Source organism: Dyella nitratireducens, assembly GCF_014642835.1.
Lineage (GTDB): Bacteria > Pseudomonadota > Gammaproteobacteria > Xanthomonadales > Rhodanobacteraceae > Dyella_B > Dyella_B nitratireducens.
Window position 1 is genome coordinate 352103 of sequence record NZ_BMJA01000005.1, and the last position, 13825, is coordinate 365927.

10 protein-coding genes are annotated in these 13825 nt (G+C 59.0%); 5 read left to right on the plus strand and 5 right to left on the minus strand.

From position 1 onward, the window contains the following. Positions 1–112 precede the first annotated feature (112 nt). Entirely contained in the window at positions 113–2443 is a 2331-nt protein-coding gene (locus tag IEX75_RS21895; RefSeq protein WP_188797754.1) for a Tex family protein, read from the plus strand. A gap of 152 nt (positions 2444–2595) precedes the next feature. Next, a complete protein-coding gene (locus tag IEX75_RS21900) occupies positions 2596–4638 on the plus strand; it encodes an autotransporter outer membrane beta-barrel domain-containing protein (RefSeq protein ID WP_188797756.1) in 2043 nt (680 codons plus the stop codon). 75 nt (positions 4639–4713) lie between these two features. Here the strand turns inward: IEX75_RS21900 and IEX75_RS21905 are convergent, their stop codons facing one another. Beyond that, entirely contained in the window at positions 4714–5577 is an 864-nt protein-coding gene (locus tag IEX75_RS21905) for a YbaY family lipoprotein (RefSeq protein WP_188797758.1), read from the minus strand. 570 nt (positions 5578–6147) lie between these two features. Here IEX75_RS21905 and IEX75_RS21910 point away from each other — a divergent pair. Continuing rightward, positions 6148–6723, plus strand: a complete 576-nt coding sequence (locus IEX75_RS21910) for a helix-turn-helix domain-containing protein (RefSeq protein ID WP_188797760.1) — start codon at positions 6148–6150, stop codon at positions 6721–6723. 66 nt (positions 6724–6789) lie between these two features. Here IEX75_RS21910 and glyS read toward each other — a convergent pair whose 3' ends face one another. Continuing rightward, the gene (gene glyS / locus IEX75_RS21915; protein WP_188797762.1) at positions 6790–8937 is read right to left on the minus strand and encodes a glycine--tRNA ligase subunit beta; all 2148 of its coding nucleotides are present in this window, start codon (positions 8935–8937) and stop codon (positions 6790–6792) included. Further along, a complete protein-coding gene (gene glyQ, locus IEX75_RS21920; protein WP_188797764.1) occupies positions 8934–9845 on the minus strand; it encodes a glycine--tRNA ligase subunit alpha in 912 nt (303 codons plus the stop codon). Before glyQ ends, glyS begins: the two co-directional genes overlap by 4 nt. A gap of 88 nt (positions 9846–9933) precedes the next feature. Here glyQ and tfpB point away from each other — a divergent pair, with 88 nt between their 5' ends. After that, positions 9934–11757, plus strand: coding sequence for a type IV pilus assembly ATPase TfpB (tfpB, locus tag IEX75_RS21925; protein ID WP_188797766.1), 1824 nt, complete (start codon positions 9934–9936; stop codon positions 11755–11757). Between the two features lie 28 nt (positions 11758–11785). Continuing rightward, positions 11786–12514: a glutamine amidotransferase gene (locus tag IEX75_RS21930; protein ID WP_188797768.1), complete on the plus strand. Its 729-nt coding sequence runs from the start codon at positions 11786–11788 to the stop codon at positions 12512–12514. Here the strand turns inward: IEX75_RS21930 and IEX75_RS21935 are convergent. Next, positions 12511–12834 carry a DUF1820 family protein gene (locus IEX75_RS21935; protein WP_188797770.1) on the minus strand — a complete coding sequence of 108 codons (324 nt, stop codon included), beginning with the start codon at positions 12832–12834 and terminating at the stop codon, positions 12511–12513. The two genes, IEX75_RS21930 and IEX75_RS21935, sit on opposite strands and share 4 nt — an antisense overlap. A 10-nt stretch (positions 12835–12844) precedes the next feature. Continuing rightward, a complete protein-coding gene (locus IEX75_RS21940; RefSeq protein WP_229721016.1) occupies positions 12845–13531 on the minus strand; it encodes a rhomboid family intramembrane serine protease in 687 nt (228 codons plus the stop codon). Positions 13532–13825: the final 294 nt, after the last annotated feature.

A 13825-nucleotide genomic window follows, 5' to 3' on the forward strand; every position in this document is an offset into this window, starting at 1 on the left:
GCCTTCTGGGCGTGCGCCGTTTTTTTTGTCATGCTCGCAGATCGACGACGCGTGACATCGTCGCAAATCGCGTTTGTCGCACTATCCATTTCCAGGAATTTCGTTTAGTCCCATGCTCAGCATCGAACAACGCATCGCTCAGGACATCGCCGCCAAATCCGAACAGGTCCGCGCCGCCGTGGAATTACTCGATGGCGGCGCTACCGTGCCGTTCATCGCACGCTACCGCAAAGAAGTCACCGGGGGCCTCGACGATACACAATTGCGCACGCTCGAAGAACGCCTGCGCTATCTGCGCGAACTGGAGGAACGCCGCGCAGCGATCCTCGCCAGCGTCGATGAACAAGGCAAGCTCACCGAAGCGCTGAAGCAAGACATTCTAGGAGCCGACACCAAAGCACGCTTGGAAGACCTCTACCTGCCGTACAAGCCCAAGCGGCGCACCAAAGCTCAGATCGCGCGCGAGGCCGGCCTGGAACCCCTTGCGATCGGGCTGCGCGAAGATCCCACGCAATCGCCCGAAGTATTCGCAGAGCAGTTCGTGGATGCGGAAAAAGGCGTACCAGATATACGCGCCGCGCTTGATGGTGCGCGCGCCATCCTGATGGAAAGTATCGCCGAAGATGCGCAACTGCTGGGCGAATTGCGTGACTGGTTGTGGGAGAAAGGCCAGATCCGCGCCAAGGTGGTCGAAGGCAAGGAAAACGAAGGCGCGAAATTCCGTGACTACTTCGATCATATGGAACAGATCGGCAAGATTCCTTCGCATCGTCTACTTGCGCTGATGCGCGCGCGCAACGAAGGTGTGATCGAACTGGAACTGCTGCCCGCGGCAGAGGCGGAACAAGGTCATCAAGAAGCCGAGGGTCGTGTGGCTTCACACGCGGGCATCATCCATCGTGACCGTCCTGCCGACGCGTGGCTGCGTGAAACCGTGCGCATGACCTGGCGCGTGAAATTGCATCTGCATCTCACGCTGGATTTGTTTGGCCGTGTCCGCGAAACCGCGGAAGATGAGGCGATCCGCGTATTCGGCGACAACCTGAAAGATCTGCTGCTGGCCGCGCCGGCTGGCGCGAAAACGGTGATGGGCCTGGATCCAGGCATCCGCACCGGCGTGAAAGTGGCGGTCGTCGATGCCACCGGCAAACTATTGGCCACCGATACCGTCTATCCCCACGAGCCACGCAACCAGTGGGATCAATCGCTCGCACGCCTCGCTGTATTGAGCAAACAGCACGGTGTGAACCTGATTGCCATCGGCAATGGCACAGCATCGCGCGAAACTGACAAGCTGGCTGGCGAGCTGATCAAGAAGCATGCGGATTTGAAGCTGTCCAAGATCGTGGTGAGCGAAGCTGGCGCATCGGTGTATTCGGCATCGGAAACGGCGGCCAAGGAATTTCCGGATGTCGACGTGAGCTTGCGCGGTGCGGTATCCATCGCGCGTCGGCTACAGGATCCGCTCGCAGAGCTGGTGAAAATCGAGCCCAAGGCGATCGGCGTTGGCCAGTACCAGCACGACGTGAACCAGGTGAAGCTGGCACGCGCACTCGATGCGAAGGTGGAAGACTGCGTGAACGCGGTCGGCGTGGACGTCAACACCGCATCGGCTGCGCTGCTTTCACGCGTAGCAGGTCTTACGCCTAGCGTTGCCGAGAACGTGGTGAAGCATCGCGACGCCAACGGCCCCTTCTCGAACCGCAAAGCCCTGCTCAAGGTTCCGCGCTTGGGCGATAAAGCATTCGAACAGTGCGCCGGCTTTTTGCGCATTCCCGAGGGTGACAACCCGTTGGATGCGAGCGCGGTGCATCCCGAAGCGTATCCGGTGGTGGAGCGCATCATTGCGCAATGTGGCCGCGAAGTGAAAAGCATCGTCGGCGACATGACTTTTCTGCGCGGCCTGAAAGCCGAGCAATACACGGACGAGCGCTTTGGCGTGCCGACGGTACGCGACATTCTCAAGGAATTGGAAAAGCCCGGTCGCGATCCGCGCCCGGAATTCGTCGCACCGAGCTTCGCCGAAGGCGTGGAGGACCTGAAAGACCTCAAGCCCGGCATGGTTCTCGAAGGGCGCGTCACCAATGTGGCTGCGTTTGGTGCCTTCGTCGATATCGGCGTGCATCAAGATGGCCTGGTGCACGTCTCCGCGCTGTCACACAACTTCGTGAAGGATCCGCGCGATGCAGTGAAAGCCGGCGACATCGTGAAAGTGAAGGTGATGGATGTGGACATCGCCCGCCAGCGCATTGCCCTGTCCATGCGCCTGGACGACGAGCCGGGCCAGCAGGCGCGTGGCGGCCGGCCAACCGGCGGTGAAGTGCGCGGCGCTGCTCGTGACAATCGCGGGTCGCGACCTGGGGCCTCGCCGGCGGCAAAACCGGCTCCCGCGCCGGCCAATAGTGCTTTTGCGGATGCACTCTCTCGTGCCCTGAAGCGCTAACACCAGACGGACCTCCATCGATCGCCGGGATAGGCCCCGCTCAAAGCTTGCGGCCCCGCCTGCAAAGGTTCCCCATACGGCAGCGCAGCATGCGCTGCCGTATGGCATGCATTAACGTAACGCTCCGATAACAAACGCAGGAGCACCCACACATGTTCCACCCTCGAAAGATCGCTGGCGCCGTGGCGCTGGCCCTTGGCATGGTCGGCGCCGTTCACGCTACTGGCAATCCGAATTCCACGTTCAACAGCGTCGTGGTTTTTGGCGACAGCCTTAGCGACGCAGGCAATATTTCGCTAGCGACCAATCCGAGCATCCAGCCACCACTGAAGTTCACGACCAATCCCGGCAACGTGACTATTCAGAACGTAGCAGCCGGGCTCGGCTATTCGCTGACCGCTTCGCTGGCTGGCGGTACCGACTACGCCTGGGGTGGCGCAGGCATCAACAACAATTCGCCGGGCACGCCATCCACCGTACCGACGATCACCAGCCAGGTGACGAGCTATCTGGCCACCAATAGCACCAATCCTCACGCGTTGTATGCGATGTGGGGCGGCGCCAACGACATCTTCAACGCTGCCACGTCCGTCGCGGCCGGAGCAACCGCGCAGCAACTGATTGCGCAGACACTAGCCGCCGAGGCCTCGCAGGCTGTTGCCGCAGGCCTTATCCCTAACAACGCAACTGCCATTGCCGCGTTCGAAGCGCAGATCACTCCCACCGTCACCGCACAAGTGAATGCGCAAGTGGCCGCCGCGGCAGGCGTATCTTCGCTGCAAACCGCAACCCAGGCACAAACCACCATTGCAGCGGCTGCACAGCAAGAAGTGAAACTGATCGGCGCCTTGCAGGCAGCCGGTGCAAAAAACATCGTCGTGTTCAACCTGCCCAATATCGGCCTGACGCCGGAGGCACTTGAGCAAGGCGCCTCGGCAGCATCGTCGTTGACCACGCTCAGCGTCATCTACAACGGCCAACTTAATGCAGGCATTGGTCAGCTGGGTAAGGGCATCATTCCCGTCAACGCCTTTGCCCTGCTCAGTCAGGTGATAGCAAACCCGGGGGCATACGGCTTCACCAATGTCACCACGCCGGCATGCGGCGTAGGCTCGAGCTCGGTCGAATGCGGACCGCAGGGTTCCGGCCTGCCTTATACCTATGCAGCAGGCACGAACCAGACCTACCTGTTCGCAGACGGTGTGCATCCCACCACGGCAGCGGATGTGATGCTCTCGCAAGTAGTGCTGTCCGAACTGGCGGCTCCGCAACAGATCTCCCTGCTGCAGGAAGCGCCACTTGCTGCCGTAACCACCCAGACCGCCGTGGTACGCGACCAGATGATGGCGGACAACTTTGGCAGCACCACGCGTGCGTTCGCCAACATCAACTATTCGAATCAGCAATTCGACCAGCGTGCCGGTGCACCGAAAACCACCAGCAACAACGTCGACCTCACTGTTGGCGCTGACATCCACGCGACCGATTACATTTCAGCGGGTGTTGCACTGGGTATCGGCGAACACTATGCCGATGTCAGCGGTGGCGGCGGCTACGATCTGCAGGCGATCACCGGTCTGGGCTATCTCACTTGGCACACCGGCGGCGCGTATGCAGGCGTATATGGCGATTTCGGCCAGGCAAGCTATACCGACGTCAATCGCGTCTTCATGATCGGTAACGATCGCACGCATGAAAGCGGCAAGACCGATGGCTCGTATGTCGGCCTGGGGCTGCATGGCGGTTACTGGTTCGATGTCGGCAGCCTGAAGACTGGTCCGTTTGCAAACTTTGAATACCAGAACATCAAGATCAACGGCTACAACGAAAATGGCAACGATGCCACAGCAATGTGGTTCGGCCGTCAGGAGCGCAACGCCGTGATCAGCACGCTGGGCTGGCGCCTGCAGGGCCACTGGCAATACGACAGCATGGATCTGGGGCCCTACGTCGAACTGGGTTGGAACCACGACAGCCGCGCTAGCACCGACATGGTTACGGCTGGTCTCAACAGCATGAATGGCAGCTTCGAGATGGCTGGCTTCACGCCGGACAAGAACTGGGGTTCGGTCAATGTGGGGTTGACGGCGCAGATCACACCCAACCTTTCCGGCTGGATCGCCTACAACGGCCATTTCGCTGATAACAGCCAGCGCAGCAATGGTGTCAACCTGGGAGTGAAGTACGGCTTCTAAGCCGGACGTTCACAGGCCATAAAAAAAGCCGTCCTATTCGGACGGCTTTTTTATTTGAGCTTTGGAAAGCCGGGTTTACTTGCCCTTGCCGCCCGTGGCCAGATTAAGAATGTCTTTCGCCTGCTGCTGCAGGCTCTGGGCATCGCCGTCGTCCAGCGGCGAGGTGTTGCCATCAGCCTCATGCGTCTTCAGCATCAGCGAACCGTCGTCACCCCAACCGGCGGTATCCACCGAGGAGGGTTTGGCATTCTGGCTGGGCTTCTTCTGCTGCTGTACGACCCACGGCTTGCCATCCTTATAGGCGAAGTCCGTGCTCGTAAAGCCCTTATCGCCGTAATCGACCAGCTCGCGGATGAACTTCACTTCGCCGTCAGCGCGGAACACCTGCCACGCCAGTGAGGCATCCTTTTCAAGCTTGGTGCCGGAGGAGCGCTTCATGCCGCCGATCTGCTTCTGCACGCCCTGGAACGCCGCCAGAAGCTTTTCACCCGGGGTCTGCTCAGGCATGAGTTCAACGTTGACATTGGTCGTCGGATTGCCCTTGGTTAGCACCGGAGCCTGTAGTGGCATGGTGTAGTGGCGATCGCCATCGACCAACTGGGCCTGCACGATATAAAGATCGTTGGTGGCTACGTTGGCAGGATTGAAGTCCAGCTCAAACGACTGCGGGAAGGTGGTGGCAGGCGCGATTTCCTTGGTGGCCAGCGGCGGCGAGCCCTGTGCCGTCACATCAACAATGCTGATGTCGAGTTTGCTCTGCTGCGAAGGCGTGCCGCCACCGCGGATCGCGACGGTACCGGCGACGCTGTGCGCGGTAGCAGCCGGCGCATTCGCTTCGGTGTTTTCCGTGCCAGTCGACGACGACGGATTTGAAGAATTATTGCAGCCGGCTACCGCCACTGCTGCCACTGTCATCAGCGACCAAACAACGCTGCGCATGGAATGGAAACCTCGGGTTGGATCGATTCGAACGCGGTGCCTGTCGAACGCATCGCGTCGCAGACAGCGCGGGGGAGCCTCAGAGCATAGCCCAAAGACCATTGACGGAAAAGTCAACGGGCCAAACGCACCATTCGCTGACGTATGTTCCCATCTGTTCGATGCTGGTCTACGTAGTCCAAGTCTGAATAAAGAAGCGGCGTTGTCCGATAGCACATGACATAGAAAGTGAAAAAAATAGCCCTTCCTTGTACCGGCCAGGTAAACGCGGCCACCGGGAGCAACACGATCCACCCAATCCACGGGAAGGTTGCTCGGCAGGATCCCTATTTTCCCTACCGCAGTTTCTTGCCCCTATTGGCGCATTGACGTGTCAACCCGGATCAGGCTGACGCGTTTGTGCGGCCTAGGATGACTTCGAAATCACATCGCCATCCGCAAATTAATGCGACGTGAAGTCAGCAAGTTGCGGCAACCGACATCTTCGCGAAGGCCGGTTGGTCTATAAAAACAGGAACGCCGGTAGTCATTTACCGGTTCAAACGCTCGAAAATCTGTGGAATTTTTGCGATGAACCTGCAAACCCATACGCCCCTCGCCGAACCCGCCTCCACTTTCGCCGATCGCATAAAATTGCTGATCCAGCGGGTGGGCAGCGTGACGGAAATCGCCCGAATGTGCGGATTCTCGGAGGGCGTGGTGCGTAGTTGGCGCGATGGAAATACCGACCCTTCGCGCGCTCGCTGCGTCACCCTTGCTCGTACCTTGGGCATTTCACTGGTCTGGTTGGTAGCTGGCGAGGGATCGATGCTCGACCCTAGCGCGGTAGTCCCCGATGACATGGGCGCTACAACCAGTTCCGAATCGATCGCCTCGCGTCATCGCTCCAAACTGCGCACGGCAGCCGACACGCTGGAAGCCAATGGCATGGACGTGCAGCGCCTGAACACCGCGCTACGAATCCTGCAGTCAGAGCTGGATCTGGCAGATAGCCATCTGACGCTGGCCGAGAACTCGGACATGCTCGCGGAGCTCTACGACATCCTCGGCCCAGGCGGCAACGACGTCGATGCCTCGGCAATGGTGGCTTTCAATCATCGCCTGGCCGAGCGCCTGAAAGGCCGTACGGCGCGATTGGCATCCTGATTGGCATGCAATAGATAAAAAAAGCGGCCTCACGCAGCGGCCGCTTTTTTGTTTACGTCTTTGCCGTTACAGGCGTGCGATGTCGGCAATGGTCGTGAACTGCGCTTTCAATCGCCCAAGCAAGGCGAGCCGATTGGCGCGGACCACCGGATTCTCGGCATTCACCAATACGTGATCGAAGAACGCATCGACCGGTACCTGCAGTTGCGCAAGGCGCGCGAGCACCGCGGTGTAGTCACGACGCTGCAAAGCCGCAGCTGTGTCGATCTGCGCGGCTTCCAACGCTTGCGCGAGAGCCCGTTCCGCATCCTCTTCGAAGTGCGCGGGATCGACGTGTTCGCGAATACTTTGCGCGCCATGCTCCTCCTGCTGCTTGCGGAGAATGTTAGCGACGCGCTTATTGGCGCCCGCCAAGCTCACTGCCTCCGGCTGCCGCCCGAATTCGACCACAGCTCGTAAGCGGCGATCAAAATCGACCAGGCTTACAGGTGCCACGGCCAGCACGGCTTCGTATTGCTCGGTGATGAACCCCTTCTCTGCGTAATACCCACGCAAGCGCTCGAGTACGAATTCGCTGAGTTCGGACACTAGCGCGGCGCGGCGCTGGCCCACATCGAGTGCGGGCGCCTTGCCGTCTTTGCCTGCTTTCAGACCTGCCGCGAGTGCCGCTTCTGGCAGCAATTCCAGTGCTTCGGTGAACAGCGCTTTGTGATCAAGCTCAAGGCCACCTTCGATCAGCGTACGCGCCAAACCCAGCGCTGCACGGCGCAAGGCGAAAGGATCCTTGTTGCCGCTCGGCTTCAGGCCGACGGCAAAAATACCGGCCAGCGTGTCGACGCGCTCGGCAACGGCGAGCACCTGCCCCACCTTGCCTGCAGCAATGGTGTCGCCGGCAAAGCGTGGTTGGTAGACGCTGTCCAGCGCATCAGCTACCTCCGGCGATTCCTTATCGTGTTGCGCGTAGTAGCGGCCCATCACACCTTGCAGCTCCGGAAACTCGCCAACCATGCGGGTGAGCAGATCGCATTTGGCCAAGGCCGCCGCGCGCGTTGCTTGCCCGGCATCCACACCAGCACGGTTGGCAACGATGCGCGCGATCTCTGCCACACGCACGCTCTTATCCCACAAGCTGCCCAGCGATTGCTGGTAGGTAACGCTCTTCAACGCGTCTTGGTAGCTCGCGAGCGGCGCCTTCAGGTCTTCGTCCCAGAAGAATTTCGCGTCGGCGAAGCGCGGACGAATCACACGCTCGTAGCCTTTGCGGATCTCATTCGGATGCTTGCTGTCGATGTTGGCAATGCCGATGAAATGCTCGGTGAGCTTGTCTTGTGCATCGAACACCGGCACGAACTTCTGGTTGGCCTCCATCGTGGTGACTAGCGCCTCTGGCGGCACACCCAGAAATTCACGATCAAACGTGCAGGCAATGGCGACCGGCCATTCGGTGAGATTGGCAATCTCGTCCAGCAGCGCATCATCGAGCCGCGGCACACCACCGGTTTGCTTCGCCTCACGTGCCACCTCATCGCGAATACGCTGACGGCGCTCCATCGGATCTGCTAGCACTTTGGCCATACGCAGTGCGTCAACGTAACTGTCCGCATCAGCCAGATGCACGGGCAGTGGATGCATGAAGCGATGACCGCGCGATTGGCGGCCGCTACGCAAACCCAGCACTTGGCCATCGATGATGTTTGCACCGTGCAACATCACCAGCCAGTGCACAGGACGCACGAAGCTGTAATCGTGATCGGCCCAGCGCATCGGCCTGGGAATCGGCAAACCTTTGAGCGCTTCATCAACAATCTCAGGCAGCAATGCCGCGACCGGCTGACCCGGTTTCACGGTGCGATACACGAACCAGGAACCCTTGTCGGTTTCGAGCTTTTCCAGTTGCTCCACACTTACGCCGCACGACTGCGCAAAACCGGTCAGCGCCTTGCTGGGATTGCCTTGTGCATCGATCGCCGCGTTAACCGCCGGTCCACGGCGCTCGATCGATTGCTCGAGCTGCGCCGCCGCCACTTCGGGGACGTGGACGGCCAAACGCCGCGGCGTTACGTACAACGCCGCCTGCCCAAGCGACGCAGCGATGCCACGCTTGCTTAGGCCTTCGCAAATGCCACGCAAGAACGAAGCACCCAGCTCGTCCAGCGATTTCGGTGGTAGTTCTTCCGTGCCTAGCTCGATGAGCAATGACTTGGCGGCGCTCATGCGGCCTGCTCCTTTTTCTGTTGCTTCAATCCAGGGAAACCAAGCTTTTCACGTTGTGCGACGTATGCCTCAGCCACGCTGCGTGACAAGGTGCGTACGCGCAGGATGTAGCGCTGACGTTCGGTAACGCTAATAGCGCGACGCGCATCAAGCAGATTGAACGTGTGACTGGCTTTCATCACCTGCTCATAGGCAGGTAACGGCAGACCGGCAGCAATCAGCTTATTGGCCTCGCCTTCGCATACATCGAACCAGCGCAGCAGTTCCACGACATTGGCGTGCTCGAAGTTGTACGTGCTCTGCTCCACTTCGTTCTGATGGAACACGTCGCCATAGGTGATTTTGCCGTGCGGGCCTTCCGTCCAGATCAGATCGTAGACGTTGTCCACGTTTTGCAGATACATCGTCAGGCGTTCCAAGCCATAGGTGATCTCGCCAGTGACTGGCTTGCATTCCAGGCCACCGGCTTGCTGGAAGTAGGTGAACTGGGTGACTTCCATGCCGTTGAGCCAGACCTCCCAGCCAAGGCCCCAGGCGCCAAGCGTGGGGGATTCCCAGTTGTCCTCTACAAAGCGCAGATCGTGCACTTGTGGATCGAGGCCCAGCTCTTTGAGCGAGCCGATGTACAACTCCAGAATGTTCTCCGGATTCGGCTTCATCACCACCTGATACTGGTAGTAATGCTGCAGGCGGTTAGGGTTTTCGCCATAGCGGCCATCGGTGGGACGACGCGAAGGCTGCACGTACGCTGCGGCCCAGGGCTCAGGGCCTAGCGCACGCAAGAATGTGGCGGGGTGGAAGGTACCTGCACCAACTTCGGTATCGAGGGGCTGCAGCAGCACGCAACCCTGGCGGCCCCAATAGCGGTTAAGGGTCTGGATCACATCCTGGAAAGTAGGCGCGGACATCTCTTTCCTAACCTGAGTGTAAAGCGGGTTAGTATAGCCGCAGCGCATCTTTTCGCCGTTTTTTCCGCGCTACAAAGGGAATCCGCCCATGCCAGCAACACAACAAATCGCCTCCATGTTGGGTCGCCGCGGCCGGCTGGCGCTGGACGACGTCCTGGCAGCCCTGGTCGTGGATGGCTACCTCTCGGCTGACGATGCCAAGCAATTGCGCGTGGGAAACCGCGCTGGGCGCAGTACTGTTGAGCTGAATCCGCTGGTCATCATCGCCAACGCCAAGCTCACCAATCGCCGCGATCCTGGCAAACCGCTCAGCCTGGAGGGCCTGACCGAATGGCTGGCCGGTCAGGCCGGCCTGCCGTATCTGAAAATCGATCCGATGAAGATCAACGTGGCAGCGGTTACCCAGGTGGTGAGCCACGCTTATGCGCAGCGTCATCGCATTCTTCCCGTGGCGGTCACCTCTGGCGAGGTGACCTTTGCCACGGCCGAGCCATTCGACGGCTCCTGGTCGAAGGATCTGTCGCAGATGCTGCGTCGTGACGTGCATCGTGTGGTGTCTAGCCCGATCGATATCAATCGCTATTTGCAAGAGTTCTACGGTGTCCAGCGATCGATCCAGCTTGCGAAGGACGCTAAGAACCAGAGTGGTTACGACTCCTCGGCTTTGTTGAACTTCGAACAGCTGTTGGAACTTGGAAAAGCTGGCGAAGTTGGCGCCGACGACCGGCACGTCGTGCACATTGTGGATTGGCTGCTGCAATACGCTTTCGAACAGCGAGCGTCGGACATCCATCTGGAACCACGCCGCGAGGCTGGCATGATGCGCTTTCGCATCGATGGCGTGATGCACAAGGTGTTCGAGCTGCCGCCGCCGGTGATGACGGCAGTTACATCGCGTATCAAAATCCTTTCACGCATGGACGTGGCCGAGAAGCGCCGCCCGCAGGATGGTCGCATCAAGACACGCGCCACTTCGGGGCGTGAAGTGGAATTGCGTATTTCCAGCATGCCTACCGCGTTCGGCGAAAAGATGGTCATGCGTATCTTCGATCCGGATATTGTGGCCAAGGACTTTTCGCAGCTTGGCTTCTCTTCGTCCGAAGACACGCTGTGGCGAAGCATGGTGGAGCGACCACACGGCATCGTACTGGTGACAGGTCCTACGGGGTCGGGCAAGACCACCACGTTGTATTCGACGCTGAAACATCTAGCCACGCCAGACATCAACGTGTGCACGGTGGAAGACCCTATCGAAATGGTCTCACCCGAATTCAACCAGATGCAGGTGCAGCCATCAATCGACCTGGATTTTGCCGCCGGCGTACGCACGCTGTTGCGCCAGGATCCGGACATCATCATGGTCGGCGAAATTCGCGACCTGGAGACGGCGCAGATGGCCGTGCAGGCTTCGTTGACTGGCCACTTGGTACTTTCCACGTTGCATACCAATGACTCACCCAGTGCAGTGACGCGATTGCTCGATTTAGGCGTGCCGCATTATCTGATTCAATCGACGCTAACTGGCGTGGTTGCGCAACGACTTGTGCGTACGCTTTGTCCGCATTGCAAACAGGAAACACGGCAGGATCCACACGAATGGACTGTGCTCACGCATGGCTGGTCGATGCCAGTACCTGAGCATGTGTTCAAACCGGTGGGTTGTCTTGAATGCCGTCATACCGGCTTCCTTGGCCGTACCGGCGTTTATGAAATGATGCCATTGACCCCCCGATTACGCGGCATGATCGGAGCGCAGCTCGATCTGATTCACTTCAGCCAAGCTGCGCTACTCGAAGGCATGCGACCGCTGCGCATTTCCGCGGCAGACCAGGTTGCACGCGGCTTGACTACCGTGCAGGAAGTGCTGACCGTGTTGCCACCCGTCGAGCACGTCGAAGATTCACCTCCTTGATGAAAACCCTATCACCCTTATCGTTCGCATGAAGCCAGTCCTGATCATCCGTACCGGCCAAGCGCCCGACAATATCCGTGCACGCCACGGCGATTTTCCTCATTGGTTTCGCATAAGTGCACAACTGGCGCCGCAAGAGGTGCGGGTCGTGAATGTTGCCGCGGGAGAACTGTTGCCGGCACCGCGGGAGGTATCCGGTGCATTGATCACCGGCTCTGCAGCAATGGTGACCGATCGCGCGCCGTGGAGCGAGCAAACGGCAGGCTGGATCCGCCATGCGATGGACGTTGATTTGCCTTTGCTTGGTGTTTGCTATGGCCATCAATTGATGGCGCACGCACTGGGTGGACACGTCGACTATCTGCCCGGTGGACGGGAGATTGGTACGCTGCCGATCGATTTACTGCCTGGTGCAGAACAGGATGAGTTGACCACTTTTCTGCCTGCGCAATTTCGCGCGCATACGACACACGAACAAAGTGTGTTGGGAATTCCCAAAGACGCAAAGGTGTTGGCCCGTTCGGCGCGCGACCCACATCATCTGATTCGCTACGGACGTAATGCCATCAGCGTGCAGTTTCATCCCGAATTCAACGCTGATGTCATGCGTGCCTACATCCGGCGCAAGCATCACGATATGCGGCGCGAAGGCTTTGATCCGCATCTAACCTATCGACAGGTCGCGGCAACACCTCTGGCAAGGCGTTTGCTTAAGATGTTCTCAAGACATCACGGACTCAATCATGCTACGCGCTAGCGGTTGCGCGGCGGCATCGGGAAAGGCGTGATTTTTTGACCATCCGCAGCATCGCGAATGGCGAGTGCGCCTTTGCGATCGACTTCCTCGATGCGCACAATGGCCTGCATGGGTAGATGCAGAACGCGGGTGTCCCGGAACTCTTCACGCAGGCGCTCTTCGGTGGGATCCACGACGATGCCTTCGCCCGCTGGCTCGAACACCAGATCGCCGATTTCGGTGAAGCCCCATAGGTTGCTGGAAGCAACATGCCTGGCGTACAGCTCGTAGCATTTGCCCAGATGCAGGAAAGTGACTTTGTAAAGTTTCTGATTGCGCATGGTGTCCATTTTACCGGCGCATACGGCGCATGATTGCATTGCGGGACAACAACGCAAACAACACGCCGAACAGAAAGCCTGCCAAGTGCGTCCACCATGCGTACCCACCGTAACTGGGACCACCCACGTAGCTGAAAAGCAACTGCAGCAGCGCCCAGATGCCGATCAATAGAAATGCCGGTACACGAACGAATTCCAGATAGAAACCAAGGGGAAGAACCAGTCCCAAGCGTGCACGTGGAAATAGTGAAACGTAGGCACCCAGTACTGCCGACACCGCGCCGCTGCAGCCGATAATCGGTCGGACTTCTCCGGCGAGCGAGACAGCACCAGCAAAATTGGCGACGACACCGCCAAGCAAAAATAGAATCAGAAAGCGAATCGACCCCAGGGTGCGCTCCGCCGGGATACCGAAAATCATGAGGAATAGCAGGTTGCTGAGGAGATGCAACCACGCGACATGGATGAACAGTGCAGTCACCAGTCGTAGTAACGCAGGGTCACGCAATTGCTGCCAGATCGGCTGATGAGCGTCGAACACGTTCGCCGGAACAGTGCCCCACTCCAACAGGAATGTGATACGCCGTGGCGGAGACATCAAAGCCAATGCTACGAAGGTCACCACGCAAATGAAAATCAGCAGCATGGCTGCCCAATGTAGGCGTGGCTGGCGTCGGGTTTCGACATTCACAAACACAGCGTTCTCCTCGACGAGCACACTGGTCGAGCGATCCGGGTATACATCTTAGGTGATAACCCCTGCGTTCTAGCGACGTAAGCCGGCGCCTTGGCATTTGCCAGGTTGGCCTCTTATCGCGCCTGCAGTCTCACGCAGGGGCCAGGCTGCGTGGCATCGCATCGATGCTGCCCGCCTCGCGTCAAGCCGGCCTAAAGCAAAACGCCTTCCCCAACGGGAAGGCGTTTTTAGGATAAAGCCCCTGGCGGTGACCTACTCTTGCATGGAAGTCCACACTACCATCGGCGCAGCTGC